Source organism: Aeromonas sp. 2HA2 (assembly GCF_029237345.1).
GTDB classification, from domain to species: Bacteria; Pseudomonadota; Gammaproteobacteria; order Enterobacterales; family Aeromonadaceae; genus Aeromonas; species Aeromonas salmonicida.
In genome coordinates, this window is sequence record NZ_JAACGB010000003.1 from 32,696 (window position 1) to 47,688 (window position 14,993).

General features: G+C 57.6%; 14 protein-coding genes and 1 riboswitch. Of the genes, 4 read left to right on the top strand and 10 right to left on the bottom strand.

All coding sequences use genetic code 11. The features are described from left to right. The first annotated feature begins 165 nt into the window (after positions 1-165). On the top strand, positions 166-1,254 hold the full coding sequence (locus tag GWQ29_RS06460) for a hypothetical protein (RefSeq protein ID WP_265467978.1): 1,089 nt from the start codon (positions 166-168) through the stop codon (positions 1,252-1,254). A gap of 91 nt (positions 1,255-1,345) precedes the next feature. Here GWQ29_RS06460 and lysC read toward each other — a convergent pair whose 3' ends face one another. After that, entirely contained in the window at positions 1,346-2,698 is a 1,353-nt protein-coding gene (gene lysC, locus GWQ29_RS06465) for a lysine-sensitive aspartokinase 3 (RefSeq protein WP_275919029.1), read from the bottom strand. An 89-nt stretch (positions 2,699-2,787) separates the two neighbouring features. Further along, a riboswitch (Lysine riboswitch) is annotated at positions 2,788-3,012 on the bottom strand. Between the two features lie 108 nt (positions 3,013-3,120). Next, on the bottom strand, positions 3,121-4,449 hold the full coding sequence (argA, locus tag GWQ29_RS06470) for an amino-acid N-acetyltransferase (protein ID WP_017411372.1): 1,329 nt from the start codon (positions 4,447-4,449) through the stop codon (positions 3,121-3,123). 270 nt (positions 4,450-4,719) lie between these two features. Between argA and msrA the strand changes: the two genes are divergently transcribed. Continuing rightward, positions 4,720-5,352, top strand: a complete 633-nt coding sequence (gene msrA, locus GWQ29_RS06475; protein ID WP_113720372.1) for a peptide-methionine (S)-S-oxide reductase MsrA — start codon at positions 4,720-4,722, stop codon at positions 5,350-5,352. A 355-nt stretch (positions 5,353-5,707) separates the two neighbouring features. Here msrA and GWQ29_RS06480 read toward each other — a convergent pair whose 3' ends face one another. The 3 genes from GWQ29_RS06480 to GWQ29_RS06490 are packed head-to-tail and all read right to left on the bottom strand — an operon-like array spanning position 5,708 to position 6,940. Beyond that, entirely contained in the window at positions 5,708-6,043 is a 336-nt protein-coding gene (locus tag GWQ29_RS06480; RefSeq protein ID WP_005310468.1) for a DUF3802 family protein, read from the bottom strand. 55 nt (positions 6,044-6,098) lie between these two features. Beyond that, entirely contained in the window at positions 6,099-6,575 is a 477-nt protein-coding gene (locus GWQ29_RS06485) for a GNAT family N-acetyltransferase (RefSeq protein WP_275919030.1), read from the bottom strand. A gap of 8 nt (positions 6,576-6,583) precedes the next feature. Next, on the bottom strand, positions 6,584-6,940 hold the full coding sequence (locus GWQ29_RS06490; protein WP_021140617.1) for an MmcQ/YjbR family DNA-binding protein: 357 nt from the start codon (positions 6,938-6,940) through the stop codon (positions 6,584-6,586). Between the two features lie 106 nt (positions 6,941-7,046). On the opposite strand from GWQ29_RS06490, the gene GWQ29_RS06495 reads away from it, so the two are divergent. Next, a complete protein-coding gene (locus GWQ29_RS06495; RefSeq protein ID WP_275919031.1) occupies positions 7,047-7,838 on the top strand; it encodes an alpha/beta fold hydrolase in 792 nt (263 codons plus the stop codon). A 426-nt stretch (positions 7,839-8,264) separates the two neighbouring features. On the opposite strand, the gene GWQ29_RS06500 is transcribed toward GWQ29_RS06495, so the two are convergent. The 3 genes from GWQ29_RS06500 to GWQ29_RS06510 form a co-directional block, all read right to left on the bottom strand. Beyond that, positions 8,265-8,492: a DUF4177 domain-containing protein gene (locus GWQ29_RS06500; protein WP_212540579.1), complete on the bottom strand. Its 228-nt coding sequence runs from the start codon at positions 8,490-8,492 to the stop codon at positions 8,265-8,267. A 137-nt stretch (positions 8,493-8,629) separates the two neighbouring features. Then, positions 8,630-8,836, bottom strand: a complete 207-nt coding sequence (locus GWQ29_RS06505) for a KTSC domain-containing protein (RefSeq protein WP_275919032.1) — start codon at positions 8,834-8,836, stop codon at positions 8,630-8,632. A gap of 84 nt (positions 8,837-8,920) precedes the next feature. Then, positions 8,921-9,793, bottom strand: a complete 873-nt coding sequence (locus GWQ29_RS06510; protein WP_275919033.1) for a hypothetical protein — start codon at positions 9,791-9,793, stop codon at positions 8,921-8,923. Between the two features lie 522 nt (positions 9,794-10,315). On the opposite strand from GWQ29_RS06510, the gene GWQ29_RS06515 reads away from it, so the two are divergent. After that, a complete protein-coding gene (locus GWQ29_RS06515) occupies positions 10,316-11,263 on the top strand; it encodes a hypothetical protein (protein WP_345893291.1) in 948 nt (315 codons plus the stop codon). Positions 11,264-11,464: 201 nt separating this feature from the next. Here GWQ29_RS06515 and GWQ29_RS06520 read toward each other — a convergent pair whose 3' ends face one another. Together GWQ29_RS06520 and GWQ29_RS06525 are read right to left on the bottom strand one after the other, a co-directional pair. Continuing rightward, complete coding sequence (locus GWQ29_RS06520; RefSeq protein WP_275919035.1) at positions 11,465-12,532, bottom strand: lipocalin-like domain-containing protein; 1,068 nt, start codon at positions 12,530-12,532, stop codon at positions 11,465-11,467. After that, complete coding sequence (locus tag GWQ29_RS06525; RefSeq protein ID WP_275919036.1) at positions 12,529-14,970, bottom strand: FtsX-like permease family protein; 2,442 nt, start codon at positions 14,968-14,970, stop codon at positions 12,529-12,531. The genes GWQ29_RS06520 and GWQ29_RS06525 overlap by 4 nt, the downstream gene beginning before the upstream one ends. Positions 14,971-14,993 lie beyond the last annotated feature (23 nt).

Genomic DNA, 14,993 nt, shown 5'->3' on the forward strand with positions numbered 1-14,993 from the left:
TTAATGACCAAACAATGAATATTTCGTGACCATGAAGCCATGCAAACTGTGATCCGGATCGGGCCGTCACACTCATTCTGTGATGAAAGCGTCATCATGACGCTTTGCTGCTGGTCTGTACCTGCCTTGCTGCTTAGTCTCTCAATAATGGATGGAGGTACATGTATGAATCCCAAGGTAGCGGCACGTCAGGCAAGATTGCTCCGCATGCTGGAGAGCAAGGAGGAGATCCGGATCGGGCGCGAGCAGGATTGTCCCTTGCCACTGGCACAGCTGGTGAGACTCAGAGAGGATCATCCCGCCGTGCTCAAGGTCTATCGTCACGGGCTCACCGCCGAGGTGTTTCACCTCAAGGTGGAGGGGCATCACTGGTGCCTGAAACGGCGCAGGCATGACTCCCTGGTGGCCAATATCGACGGCAAGACCGCCTTCCTGACCGAGCTGGAGCGGCGCCGCGAGATAGAGGCGCTGCGTGAGCTGCATCCCACCATTCTCTCTCACGTGGTCTGTACCTGCTTTGGCTCGGCCAGGGCAGGGGTGCTCGTCTCTCCCTGGTTGCGAGGGGTGCCGGTACACGACCTCAATGAGCGCAATCTGGCCCAGATGCTGGCGGTGCAGGCCGAGCTCGCCCATTGGGGCTGGTTTGACTGGGATCCGAGCCCGGGCAACTTGCTCGATGATGGCCAGCAGATCGCCGTGTTCGATTTTGGCTACATGTGGCCGTTCGATCCCCGCCATGAATTCAACTCAAACGGCCTCTCCGATCCCCAGTTTCATGTGCCGGAACGGCTGGAGACCCGCACCCTCTCGGGTCTCTGGCTCGACGAGCCGGATCCGTTGCCGCAGTTTCGATACTGGCGTGGCCTCTGTCTGAGCTGGGTGCAGCGCGAATTGCAATATCTGGCCCGGGAGGGGGCTAGCTCGGCAGTGCTGGCTCGATTGCAGGGGTTGCAGGGGGAGTGGCGCTCGGCACTGGCAAGCGATGACGCGCTGGCCGCCAACTGGTGGCGGGACATGTATCGCAGCCATCGGCTCGACATCATGGATGACCTCAGCGGCAAGAGCTGCGGCCCGCTCACCCTGCGCCGGCTCGACTGGCTTGAGAAGGCGGTGACCGACCATTTCGCCGAACTGGCGGATAATCTGGGGCCTGACGAGGCTGGCTATAGCCAGGCAGCATTGCTGGCCAGACTCGCGGGTCTGCGTGAGGAGATCCGCACCTGCCTGTTGCCGGTGCCGACTCTGGCGGGGTAGGCGCTGGTATCTGCATCGATGACATGGGCATCAACGAAAAGAGGGGCACCCTGAGTGCCCCTCTTTTATGCGGTGTCAAACCTTGGCTGGCTCAGTCGAGCAGCTCCTGGTGGAGGCGATTGACGATGTGGCCCGCTTCCTCTTCCTTGACCAGGAAGCAGAGGTTGTGGGCACTGGCGCCATAACAGATCATGCGGATGTTGTGCTCGCGAATGGCGTCAAAGACCTGACTGCCTACACCGGCCGCCTCGCTCATTCGGTTGCCGATGAGCGCCACCAGTGCCAGACCGGTTTCCACCTTCACCTTGCAGAGCTGACCCAGCTCGGCCAGCACCTTGTCGCTGAGCACGGGCTCGCCGTTGCTCTGGCTGCCGGTGTGATCCAGGGTGAGCGACACGCTCACTTCCGAGGTGGTGATGAGATCCACCGAAATGCGGTGGCGGGCCAGGATGCCGAACACCTCGGCCAGGAAGCCGTAGGCGTGGAACATGTTGAGGCTGTGCAGGGTCACCAGCACTTGCTGGCGGCGCAATGCCACGGCGCGAAACAGCGGGTTGGTGCTGGTGCTGGCGCGGATCCAGGTGCCGCCGGCGGCGGGATCCTTGCTGGAGCCGACAAAGACAGGAATGTCCTGGCGCACCGCAGGTTGCAGGGTGGCCGGGTGCAGCACCTTGGCGCCAAAAGTAGCCATCTCGGCCGCTTCCACGAAGCTTATTTCGGGAATGGGGCGTGCACGTGTCACCAGTCGCGGATCCGTGGTGTAGATGCCGGGCACATCGGTCCAGATCTCTATGCTGCCCGCATCCAGCGCTTCGGCGAGCAGGGCGGCGCTGTAATCGGAGCCGCCACGACCGAGCGTGGTGGTGCGGCCATCGGCATCCGAGCCGATGAAGCCCTGGGTGATGATGAGGCTGTCGCCGAGCAGGGGCCCCAGCGCCTGTTGGCAGAGGCGGCGAGTGGCGGCGAGATCCACGGTCGCCTTGCCAAAGCGGCTGTCGGTGCGCATCAGCTGGCGCACATCCTGCCAGTGGGCCTTGATGCCACGCTGGTGCAACAGCTCGGTGAAGAGGCGGGTAGACATCAGCTCGCCACAGGCGATGAGCCTGTCAGCCAGTTCCGCATCCGTATGCTGACTGGCTTGGCGGGCCATGGTGCGGATCTCGCCGAGGGTGGCATGGATCAGGGTACTCACGTCGGCGGGATCGCCCAGTGCCGTCAGAATAGCCTGCTGGATCTCGGCCAGTTTGGCCAGCTGCGCCTCCTGGCCTGCCTCGTCCAGATCGCCCTGGGCCAGTGCCACCAGCAGATTGGTGACGCCGGCGCTGGCGCTCAGCACCACCACCCGGGTTGCCGGATTGGCCAGCACCACGTTGGCGCAATTGTTCATGGCCGCGGCATTGGCGACACTGGTTCCGCCAAACTTGGCGACATTGATCGGGCTCATTGCTTACTCCTGTCTTAATATAAAAATCCGGTTCCATCGGGCAAAAAGAGAGGAGGAGGCTGAAAATGGCAGGAATGAGAGAAGCTATCCCGGCCAGAAGCACTCCACCCGCAGAGCCCATCCCGTACCCGCCCCTGATGGGGCGCAGTGGGGGATGACCACTACCGATGACAACCCGGGGGATTCAGCCCCCGCAGCCGACGTTGAGGTATCCAGTTGCCTCACCCGTCTCGGCGCTGCTCCCCCTGACCCAAGTTCATCGGACGCTGGTGTCCTCCCTTGGGCTGCCTGGGCAGCGCTCCTCTTCTGGCTCCACCGCAGGCGGTGGAGTGCAATTAGAAATACCCTGTGCTGGATTGCACTGTCAATCGAGATCGTGAAAAACTTAACAATCGACGACAACTCGGCACAAGATCAACAAGTTACGAAATGGTTTTTGACAAAACCTTGGAGCGGCGCTGCCAGTTGTAGAGCCGTTGCCGTTCCACCGGCAGGTCTTCCACCTCCAGCGGATCGAAGCCCCGTTCCCGGAACCAGTGAATGGAGCGGGTAGTGAGCACGAACAGGCGACGAATGCCGAGCCGCTTGGCCCGCTCGGCCACCTTGGCCACCAGCTGATCCCCCCGATTGGAGTTGCGATACTCGGGGTGAATGGCGACGCAGGCCATCTCCGCCATCGCCTCTTCCATGAAGCAGTAGAGCGCCGCGCAGCCGATGATGAGGCCGTCGCGCTCTATGATGGTGAACTTGTCTATTTCCATTTCCAGCTGCTCGCGGGAGCGGCGCACCAGAATGCCGTCCTCCTCCAGCGGGCGAATGAGATCCAGAATGCCGCCAATGTCTTCGATGGTGGCGGCGCGGGCCTGTTCGGCGCTTTCCCGCACTATCTGGGTACCGAGGCCGTCGCGACTGAACAGCTCCTGCAACATGGCGCCGTCATCCTGATAGCTCACCAGATGGGAGCGGGGCACGCCGCCCCGGCAGGAGGCAATTGCCGCACGCAGGTAACGGGCTGTGCCTGACATCTCTTCCCCCGCCTGCTCCAGCTCCACCAGCAGCTCCTCGGCCTGCTCGGGGAAGAGCTCCGAGATGGCTTCGCCGTGTCTGTCCATGACGCCCTGGGTGCTGCTGAAACAGATAAGCTTGTCGGCTTTCAGATCTACTGCCACCCGGCGGGCGACCTCTTCCGAGCTCAGGTTGAAGCTCTCGCCGGTGACCGAGCAGCCGATGGGGGAGATGAGCACCAGCCCCTTCTGATCCAGCTGGCGGGTGATCCCCTCCACGTCGATGCGGCGTACCCGACCGCTGTGACAAAAGTCGATGCCATCATCCACCCCCAGCGGCTGGGCGGTGACAAAGTTGCCACTCACCACGCTGATGCGGGCCCCCTGCATCGGTGTGTTGGCCAGCCCCATGGAGAGCTGGGCCGTGATGTCGTACTGCAGGCCGCCACACACTTGTTTGATGATGGCGAAGCTCTCGTCATCGGTGACCCGGATCCGCCTGTGGTACTGGGCTTCGATGCCCGCGCGAGCCAGTGCCTCGTCGTTTTGCGGACGTGAACCGAACACCAGCACCAAACGAATTCCCAGCGTCTGCAGCAGGGCGATATCGCTGACGATATTGGCAAAATTGGGGTGGCAGATGGCTTCCCCTCCCATCATCAGCACAAAGGTGGCGCCTCTGTGCACATTGACATAGGGGGTAGACTGCCGAAAGGCATAGACCAGGCTGGGTTCGCGTTCACGCACTTGAGGCTTCTTCCATAAAAAAACAGCAATGGGCTCAATATATGAAAATAAATTCACAAATCAAGACTAAATATTGATTTTGCCATTTTATGCCACCATTTTGTCCGCTTGATGACGCTGAAGAAAAACGAGAGACGAGAAGGTGGCGAAAAATACAGCAACACCAGTCTGGCTGTGGCCTTGGTTGATCCCGGCTCATAACCTGTTATCTTCGAGACTCCTTTTCGTCAGCTGTGCGATGGCACAGGTTTTTATACAAGGACAGGGTTCATGGAACAGATTATTTCACCGGCAGATGCACTGCCGGGACGCCGCGATGCGATGGTGATTGGCCAGCAACATGCCGTCAATGGTCACCCGACTCAGGGCCCCTGGCCTGAAGAGATGGCAGTAGCCTGGTTTGGCATGGGGTGTTTCTGGGGTGTTGAGCGTCTGTTCTGGCAGCAGCCCGGTGTCTACTCCACCGCCGCTGGCTATCAGGGTGGCGTCACCCAGAATCCCACCTACAAGGAGGTGTGCAGCGGCCTGACCGGTCACGCCGAAACGGTACAGGTGGTATTTGACCCCAACGTCATCAGTTATGCCGCCCTGCTCAAGCTGTTCTGGGAGCAGCATGATCCGGCCCAGGGCATGCGCCAAGGTGGCGATGTCGGTACCCAGTACCGTTCGGTGATCTTCTATGGCGACGAAACCCAGCAGGTGATCGCCCAACAGAGCCAGGCCGCCTATCAGCAGGCCATGATGGCCAGTGGCGACAGCCGTGCCATCACCACCCGCATCTTGCCGCTGGCGCCCTTCTATTACGCCGAGGATTACCATCAGCAATATCTGGAGAAAAATCCGGAAGGGTATTGCGGGCTGGGGGGGATCGGAGTCTGTTTGCCGCCGAGCCTCAATCGCTAACAGATGGCGTCATGCCAGATCACCCCTGCTTTGATACCAAAAGAGGCCGCATTTGCGGCATCTTTTACGCCTGATGTCGACGGACTGTCAGCGCAGTGAAAAAAATCGTAAAAAAATATGTCACGAACGGGAACTAAATAGAATTGGGCCTGCCGAACTAAGTAGCTTCCAAGGATGGCAGCCAAGACCAGACACATTTCTTGCCTCGACCTTCACTGAACGCCACTGAAAAGCTGGATAGATTGAAATGATAGCAAGCAGGGCTGCCCATTGAGGCGGCCCTTTTCATGTGTGCTGTGTGCGGAAAAATACGGGCGTCTGGGTCGGCGCCACGGGGATCAGGTGTCTCGACGGATTAGCTGATGGCGCCGTCAAACAGGTTTTTGATGAGGTCGATGAACTCTTCGAGGAAGGCTTGCTGGGCCGGGGTAGGGGCACGCAGCCAGACGGCGGAGAGCACCTCTTCCAGATCGGCGACCACGGCATCGGCTTCCTGCATGATCATGAAGCGCAATTTGGGATCGAGCTGTGGGTTCTGTTCGCAGATGGCCATCAGGTTGCTCGCCACCCGGCTGCTCACCAGATCTTCGATGGTCTGTTCACCACCGCTCTGCTGCTGGGCTTCAAACAATCCCAGACTCTCCACCAGATACTCAATCAGGGCGATATAGCCTTCGCTTTCTACAACCATGGCGGCCTCAATCCTCAACAATACGAAAAAACTGTGCGTATTTTAGTGGCTGGTCCTAGCTTGGCAAGCGGCAGTGCAGACGATAGCGGATAAAACTGACTCCACCCCGCTCCACGCTTTCCAATCCGGTCAGCTCAAAGCCATACCGTAAAAATAGCCCATAGCTGAAGGCGCTGGCTTCCGTCGTCAGGGTCTCGATGCCGAGCCGAGTGGCTTGGCTGAGGGCGGTGGCGAGCAAGAAGCCGCCAAGCCCCTGCCGTTGATGATCGGCGCTCACATAAAGCAGGCTCAGGTGACCATCGTCGCTGAGGGTGACGAAGCCGAGCACGGCACCGGCTTGCTCCAGCACCCAGCCGTGGTGCTCACGCAACTGGCTGACAAAGCCCGGATGATGGGCACCGAGGGCCCACTGCGCTACCTGCGCCTCGCTATAGTGCTCGGGGCCGCGTTGGCGCACCGACTGCTCGAACAGGGCGATGAGGGCGGGGATATGCGGCTCGCTCAGCGGGACTATCTTGGGCTGCTCTGGCATGGGATGGCTCACAGTGTCGGCGCTTGCGGCCGTTTGGCCTTGGGCAGGCCGGCAACCACCCGTTCATAGGAGTGGTGCACCCAGCCTTGCCAAAGATCGCTGGCCAGGGTGTCGCTCAGGGTAACCGTGTTCCAGTGCTGTTTGTTCATGTGCCAACCGGGTTTGACCTCGGGATGGATCTCCCGCAGCAGCAGGGCGAGCTCGGGCTCACATTTGAGGTTGATGGTGAGCGGCTCTGCCTGCCAATCCACCAGCGCGAACATCTTGCCGGCGATGCGATAGACCAGGATCTCCGGGCCGAAGGGGGTGTCCTCCTGAGTGCCCGGCAGGGTCAGCAGAAAGGCTCTCAAACTCGTCAACTCCATGGTCACGCTCCTCGCCAGTTGCCATGCAAACGTATTTTTTGGGTGAAAATATCTGCTAAGATGCGCGCCTACTATACCCCAATGCCGTCGATGAGGGAGTCGCAAGATGCTGTATCACAAGACGTTCGAGCTTGGCCCCGACAGGGATTGGGTGGTATTCGTGCACGGCGCCGGTGGCAGCTCCTCCATCTGGTTCAAGCAGCTGCGTGCCTATCGCGAGCACTTCAACGTGCTGCTGCTGGACCTGCGTGGCCACGGTCAATCCCACCAGTTGCAGCAGGTGGTCAAGGGTCACTACAGCTTTCGGGCCGTGACCGAAGACATAGTGCGCCTGCTCGATCATCTCAATATCCGTTGCGCCCACTTTGTCGGCATATCCCTTGGCACCATCCTTATTCGCCATCTGGCGGAGCTCTGCCCGGAGCGGGTCAAGAGCATGGTACTGGGGGGCGCCATACTGCGGCTCGACATTCGCTCCCGAGTATTGGTGCAACTGGGGCGCCTCGGTCAGCACATCCTGCCCTACATGTGGCTCTACCGTCTGTTCGCCTTCATCATAATGCCGCGCCAGCACCATCAGGAGTCGCGCAACCTGTTCGTGCGCGAGGCCCGCAAATTGTGTCAGAAGGAGTTCAAACGCTGGTTCCGCCTCGCTACCGAGGTCAACCCCCTGATGCGCTACTTCAAGGAGCGGGCCTTGCCGATCCCGACCCTCTATGTGATGGGGGAGGAGGATCATATGTTCCTGGCGCCGGTGCGCGAGCAGGTGGCCCGCGATGCCAGCTCCTCTCTGGCGGTGATCGAGCAGTGTGGTCATGTCTGCAATGTGGAGCAGCCTGAGCAGTTCAATTACCGCACCCTGGCGTTTATTCGATCGCTGGGGGGCGGGAGGAAATAATTCGTTATCTCAATTTGTTACCCTGTGCTGGATATATTCGAAAAAATTTATTTAGTGGTATGGTTTTCCATCTATTAGGAGGTAACAGTATGCCTGGTAGTCGATCACATAATTTGGTAGCTGGTAATTTAAATAAACCCCGGCATAACAAGTTTTGTCGGGGTTTATAACATCGAAGTCAATGAAATACGTACTTCGTTTACATTTAGCCAATTAGTTTTTAAGGTAAATCCTCACCGCCTTTATACAAGGATCCATTGCAACGCTTTATTCTTAAATAACCATATCGGCAACCTTTTATCACGCCATACTTTTCAATAGCTGCAATTGTGTAGTTAGAGCATGATGGAGTATAAATGCACTGTCTATTATGAAGATGGCGTAAATGCTCCTGATAAAATCGAACAGCCAATATAGCGATTATCTTCATAGCTCTTTCTCAAAAACACAGACTAACCATGCTCCTTTTCCACCCCCACAGCCAGCGACGGTAACCTCTCTAAATTCACTAGAATGTAAACGCCATCCATTTTCGGCATACTGATTAAGAAAAGATTGAAATTGTTCACAACGTTTAGTATCCCATCCATTATCTTTCGCACCACAACCTGATACGGTAGGGATAAATGTATCAACTTTATATGTGAAAGGCATAATAACTCCTGAGTTTAATGAGGTATGATTTTTATAAAAAGAAGCCAGTTTAATTTTATATCAAGGCAAACACTATAAATGTACTGCTCATAATATTTTAAGACAGAATAACCCACTGGATACGGTCTTTTAATGAATTAGTTACTATATCTACCTTTTATATGCTGATGGTAGTATTGACCGACTGAGCGTGCAGTTACAAAGGACCTGAAAATATGTAATGGAACGCTATAAAATGTATATATAGGGTTGCTGTCTTCGAAATCAATAAACATTTTCATAGATTCTGCATCATAGCCAACACGACGAATTGCAGTTGAACTGACATTTATCCATTCAGTCATATCTTCTATCCTTTAAAGTATTCTTGACTAAGTTAGCTTATGACAAACCTATTAATTATCATTATGTTAATGAACCGACTATAACTAATTTAGTCGGACTGGTTGCACTGCTGCAATTAGAGCTGGAACATCAATGTTATTTAGCTTTCCATCCTTTAGCTTTTTATGCAGATATGGACCGAATTTTTGCGTTACATAGATGTTGTCCATCCAGCGACGGAATTCGCCAAGAGCATCTACTGGGTAAATCCATGCCATTGGGTCTTTTTGAGGGAAATCAACAGGGAAATTATGGCGATGCTTTATGCGATTACCATATTTATGATCTAAGGTATGATCACCCCAGTGCTTTCCCCATGCGATACCAACACTAATATCAGGCATGGTTTTGCTGTCAAATGGCATGCCATTTCTAATGCTGGAAATAATTAAGTTCGCAATTTCAGAGAATACACTAAAATAACCTGACGGTAACTCATTGAGAGTTATCCTTTCATGAAATACTTTCCAGTAATGTGGTATTGAATCTTCAGGGTTATAGCCAGTTCGCTCATATATAAAAGTGCGAAGTGTTAACTTTGCAAGACTACGGTAGTTTCGTTTAGCTTGTTCTTGAGGTGTTTGTGAGTCGAAAGCATAATACTCAAGAATCGCCATGCAGTTAGTATCATTAATAGCATGATAAGTTTTTCCATCAACAGTAATTGGCACATAGAGATTATTTGGATCTCCTCCTTGCTCTAGAATTATTTTCTCTATAGCTTGACCACGAGGTTTAGTGCGCAAGTCAATTTGCCAGTCTTTGACTAGAGTGATAATAACACTCGGTACTACACCACATAGTGCAGCCAAACCTCTTGCGCCAAGATAAGGAGTGCCATCATTCATAACTCCCATTTCAATACCATCAGGAGCGGTATGTCTGACAGAAGATAGTTGCAGTTTATATTGTTCCATTGATTCCTCTTTTTATTATTCATTCTATGAATGAAGATTGGTTTTTAATTTCAGATGATGGCGGCTAAACGCCGTAGTAATATTTTATATCAGCAAAAAATATGGCTGCCGCACGGGGTTACAGTTCCCCGAGTGCTGCTTTTAACCAGATTGAAAATGGGTAAATCATAGGCTGACCTCGGCTGCTTTTGGGGCTCTGAGGGCCGGATGAGTAGCCTATCAAAGGCTGACAGCTCTTGTTGAGTAAAAACACAACCAACCCGTGGGTTTTGAATGAAATCTTGATGGCGGTCAGATTTTGACACTTGAGTCTCGAGACAAGTGGGGGGAGGGTAGTTGGGTATGCCTTCCTCTCGAGCTGCCTGGGCGGCAAGTCCCGGTTTTGTTCCTTGCCCATCAATGCCTTGTAACAGCTGGTTACAGATCTTGAGTCGACTGGCGAACCCTCCCTCCAGTAAATTCAGCGGCGATTGAATGCACCTCACATAACAAAGCAATTGCAAGGAACAAGCGTCAATGAGAATGCACCACAAAGCCATGCTGGCCATCGCCTGCACCGCTGCCCTGTCTGCCTGCGACAGCGAGAAAGCCGCCAACAGTATTGCTAAGCGCGCACCGCTGCCACTGCCTGATGCGGGTCTTTACGAGGCCAGCCTGTTGAGCCGCGATAATGACAAGGCGTCGTTCAAGATGATCAAGGGGCTGGAAGGGATGGCACTCATCTATCCCAAGGCGGATCGCGAGCAGCGTTGGGGTGTCTGGGTCGACAAGGATGCGGGCAAGGTGGCAACCAACAGCCAGTGGATCGGCAAGGCGGCTCAGAAAGAGAACAAGGATGGAATATACCCCGTCTTGCTGGAGCGTACCTCAGAGCGTGGCAACAAGGTCGATAGCCAGAGCAATGACCACAACCTCATCAGCTTCCGTGATCAGTCGGTGATTGACGTGAATGGCAAAGAGGTCAAGCGCTGGACCTTTGACTTTACCCGTACCGGCACCCAGTTCCGGGAGCCGGATCAGAGCACGACCCTCTACCCATCCTGGAGCGGCCACGTCGCCGTCAGCAAGCTGACTACCCGGGCGATCAGCAGCGACAGCTGGTCAGTTGCAGACGATGAGGGTTTCGCCGACGCCATGGTGGGCCAGATCAAGAGCACCAACAACAGCGGCTCCCTGACGGTGGAGATGGAATTCCCCAGCGCCGGTTGCACCCTGACCGGCAAGGGCAAGGCCGATCAGCACAATGGCCTGAGCAAGCTGACAGTGAGCGGCTTTGGCAAGTGCCGCTTCAAGGCCTCGAGCGATTTCACGCCGATTGAGAACAAGTGGGTGTTGAGCCTGGCCAACGCCAGGGACGGTGCTCTGGCCTATGCCGCCGCGTTCACCATCCCCAATACCAAGCAGACTGCATTGGTGGTTGGTTTCCCCGAGCAAAACGGTCTGGTGCTGATGGCGGACAAACAGCCCTGAGTCACGGTTGAAGCCGCCTTGGCTGACGCATAGCGCAGCCGAGGTGATGACCGACCGAAGTGTTTTATGTTCCACCCCGTGTTTACCCCGGCCATGCCGGGGTCTTTTTGCTGGAATGAAAGCCTGCGTCGGTGAGAACAGGATGTTGTTAATGCGCAACCGTATGGGGGGATTGGCTGTGAGCATTCGCAGCCATTGCGCTCAATACCCCGTCATCTCCAGATACCCCAGCCCCTTTGCATCCCCTGATACCGTCATTGCCCCCTCCCAGTAGTCAAAGCGGCCTGTCATGGCCTGATTGGGCTGGCGGGCCTGGATGGTGAGGTCGAGATCCCCAGCGCTTAATTGCCACTCGACGGGATAGGCTTGGCCCTTGGGGCCGCGCCAAGTTTTACCGGGCACAAGGCGAATGCTGTCGGGGGAGAGCACTTTGCTGCTGCCGTCCTGCTCAATCAAAATGCCGTAGCGGTTCTCCGGTTCGGGACGACCCGCCTTGGTGCGCAGGCGAAACAGCATCAGCTCGCGGCCATCGGCAAGTTGCAGCGAGAACCAGTCCCAGCCTGACTGCCAGTCGGCCAATACCGAGCTGCTCCACTCGTGATCAAACCAGCCTTGACCCGTGACCTTGCGCGCCTCGCCATCGAGGGTCAAAGTGCCGGTAAGCGTCAAGCGCGGGTAGGAGTAGTAAAACGAGGCGTTGCCTGGACTCTTCTCGCTGTAACCCTGTTTGCCCTGCAAGACCACAGGCTTGGCGGCATCGACCTTGAGGTTCAGCTCGCCAATCTTGCTCTGCACCTTGAGGGTGGCGGGAAAGAGTGGCTTCCCTTGTGAGGCAAGCACCCATTCCTTGAGCCAATACTCGCCGCCGCTGGCACCCGCGAGTCCGGGGCCCTGGCGGCTGGTGCGCTCATCCTGTTGGTGGCTGCCTTTGCCGAGGTCAGTGATGGCGAACTGGGCTAGCCAGAGCTGGGGGGTGAGCCAGGGGTTGTCCGTTTTTATCTGCTGTTCAATACCCTGGCGAAACAGGGTCCACTGCATGCCATATTCGCGCCCCTGCTCATCCTTGAGGTTGCCGGTGAGATACCACCACTCGGAGCGGTAGTCGGGGTGGGCCGCGTGATCGGCGGGCAGTTTGATGGGTTGGCCCGGCAGGGCCTTTTTGAACTGATCGTTGCGGCCACCGAGGATGGTGCCCAGATCGTTGGCCCAGGCCGCCCCGCCATACAGGGTGCAGGTGAGCAGCAGTAGCCAGACATTGCGTTTTTTCATACTACTTTCCTTGCGGCAAACCAGGATGCGAGCGCCGCGCAAACAGGGGCCAGCAACAGGGCCGTGACGGCATGCAAGGGGGCGGCCTCGAAGGCGAGACGCCAGCCAAAGGCGCGGGGGTTGACTACCTCGATCAGCACCCAGGCCAGCCCATAGCCTACCGGCAGCGCCAGTAGCGCCGTGAGCAGCCCCAGGCCCGCACCTTGCCACACCAGCAGGCGGCGACAGTGACGCGGGCTCAATCCCAGACTCTGCAAGGTCTGCAACTCGCTGCGCCTTGCCAGCCCCAGCACCATGAAGGCCGAGCCTATGCCGACAAAGGCGATGCCCAGGATCAGCAGTTTAAGCAACTCGGTCACCACAAAGGTCTGGTCGAACACCTTGAGGGCGGCGGCGTGAATGGCAGGGGCCGCCAGCAGGTTGACCCTTTCGCCAAAACGGGTGCGCAGGCTGTCGGCCAGCTGTTCCGGCGTTTTGCTAAAGAGGGCGAGGGATTGCACTGGGCCATCTTCGAAGGCGTGCAGAACTTGCCCCTTGTCGCTGCCGTAATCCTGATAGACGCCGGTAACGGTGAGCTGCCTTGGCCCCTGTTCGCTGGTGATGCTGAGCGTCTGGCCCACCCTGACTCCGAGTCGCACCGTCAGGGGCTCGCTTGCCAGTACCTCGTCTGGGGTCGCGGGCCAGCGACCGGCCAGCAGGGGATAGGCCGCCTTGAGGGGCGGGATAAAATCCATCTGTGCCCACTCAATGGGCTGCCCCTGCCAGCGGGCGGGCTGCACAGAACGCCGCGAGGCTTGAGCCACGGCGGGGTTGGCGAGAATGGCATCCAGGGTGACCTGGTTCAGTATGCCCCTGCTGCCCGCCGCGCCCTTGGGGGCGGTGACATAGAGATCGGCGGCGAGACGCTGGTCCAGCCAGATCTCCACGCTCGAGCGAAAGCTCGACACCATGACGCCTATGCCGATGGCGGCGGCGATGGCCAGTTGCAGTGCCATGACGGCGATGGCGGTGCGATCCAGATGATATTGGGTCTCGGCCACTGCCAGTTGGGCGGTCAGGCTGCTGCGCCCGTGCTGGCGCCCCATGCGTTGGCGCAACTGACCCAGCACCCAGCGCAGGGCATCCGGCAGCCAGAGCGCCATGGCCAGCAGCCAGCCGCCGGCGATAAACAGGGCACCCGGCAACCCTGTTCGGGGCAGGGCGAGGCAAAGGGCGCACAGCAGCAGTATGACGATGGCGAGCCAGCGCCGACGCCACGGATGGGTGGCTGGGCGGCTGTTGCCCTCACGAAGCGCAAGGGGGGACTGGCGCAGCAGTTGCCACCAGCCGGGCAGGTTGGCGGCAAGCGTCCCGCCAAGGCCAATCAGCAGTGCCTTGAACAGGCTGATGGGGGAGAGGCGCAGCAGGTCGATGGGATTGGGGCCATAAAGGTCGGCCAGCGCCTGGGTCAGTTGTCCCATGAGGGTGAGGGCCAGGAGGCTGCCAAGCACCAGTCCGAGCAGGGTGCCCAGAGTGGCGAGAAGGAGCAGCTCCAGTACCAGCCAGTGCAGTACCCGGCGAGGCGGCAGCCCCAGAATGATCAGCTGGGCCAGCTGGGGGCGACGCACGCTCTGCACAAAGCGCTGGGCATTGAACACCAGAAACAGTCCCACCGCCATGGCGAGCAGAGAGAGGGCGGTGAGGTTGAGCGCCAGCGCATCGCCGAGCTGGCTGGCATCGAGCGCCGGGCTGATTGGCTCGAGCCAGAGCGGCTGATGGGGGAGATAGGCTTGCAGGGTCGCTTGCAGTGTGCGGGCCTCGGCGTCACTTAGCTTGAACACGATGCGATCCAGCCTTCCTGCCTTGCCCAGCATGTGTTGGGCCAGACCTATGTCGGTCACCAGCAGCCGCTCCATGGGCACGGCGCCGGGCTCGAAGGTGCCGGCGAGCGTCAGGATCAGCGGGCGATCACCCTCGCCACCGCCGCTCAGCACAAAGGTGCGGGACTGGCCCTGCAGCCAGCCTAGCCGTTTGGCCTCCGGCGTCGCCAGCCAGACGCTGTCTGCCTGGTTCAGGGAAAAAGAGGGGGCTTCTTTACTCGCGCTGGCAAACAGCTGGCTCAGGGGGCCGGGGTTGAAGAGATCCATCCCCAGCAACTGGACGCTGCGACCCTGCTCATCTTTGAGCCAGGCGTGCAGCTGCGGCATGGCATTGAGGCTTGGTTGGCTGCGCACCAGTTTGACGTAAAGTTGCTCATCCAGGCCGCCGCTCGGGGCCAGTCGATAGTTGGCATCCCCCGCCAGCTGGGTGCGGGCGGCGACGAAGTTGGTGCTGGCGCTGTGGTTGAGCAGATCAATGGCCACCACCAGCGAGACTCCCAGCATGAGCCCGGTCAGACTCATCAGCAGCAGCCAGGGATGCCAGCGATAGAGGCGCAGCAGCGCCTTCAGCGGCAGCATGAGGCGGCCTCGCGATCACGGCT

Coding starts and splice junctions, on each gene's coding strand:
- GWQ29_RS06485 (WP_275919030.1), bottom strand. CDS start 6,575: ATGCCAGAGCAGCCCAAGATAGTCCCGCTGAGCGAGCCGCATATCCCC.
- GWQ29_RS06490 (WP_021140617.1), bottom strand. CDS start 6,940: ATGGAGTTGACGAGTTTGAGAGCCTTTCTGCTGACCCTGCCGGGCACT.
- msrA (WP_113720372.1), top strand. CDS start 4,720: ATGGAACAGATTATTTCACCGGCAGATGCACTGCCGGGACGCCGCGAT.
- GWQ29_RS06495 (WP_275919031.1), top strand. CDS start 7,047: ATGCTGTATCACAAGACGTTCGAGCTTGGCCCCGACAGGGATTGGGTG.
- GWQ29_RS06520 (WP_275919035.1), bottom strand. CDS start 12,532: ATGAAAAAACGCAATGTCTGGCTACTGCTGCTCACCTGCACCCTGTAT.
- GWQ29_RS06500 (WP_212540579.1), bottom strand. CDS start 8,492: ATGCCTTTCACATATAAAGTTGATACATTTATCCCTACCGTATCAGGT.
- GWQ29_RS06480 (WP_005310468.1), bottom strand. CDS start 6,043: ATGGTTGTAGAAAGCGAAGGCTATATCGCCCTGATTGAGTATCTGGTG.
- GWQ29_RS06505 (WP_275919032.1), bottom strand. CDS start 8,836: ATGACTGAATGGATAAATGTCAGTTCAACTGCAATTCGTCGTGTTGGC.
- GWQ29_RS06525 (WP_275919036.1), bottom strand. CDS start 14,970: ATGCTGCCGCTGAAGGCGCTGCTGCGCCTCTATCGCTGGCATCCCTGG.
- GWQ29_RS06460 (WP_265467978.1), top strand. CDS start 166: ATGAATCCCAAGGTAGCGGCACGTCAGGCAAGATTGCTCCGCATGCTG.
- lysC (WP_275919029.1), bottom strand. CDS start 2,698: ATGAGCCCGATCAATGTCGCCAAGTTTGGCGGAACCAGTGTCGCCAAT.
- GWQ29_RS06510 (WP_275919033.1), bottom strand. CDS start 9,793: ATGGAACAATATAAACTGCAACTATCTTCTGTCAGACATACCGCTCCT.
- GWQ29_RS06515 (WP_345893291.1), top strand. CDS start 10,316: ATGCACCACAAAGCCATGCTGGCCATCGCCTGCACCGCTGCCCTGTCT.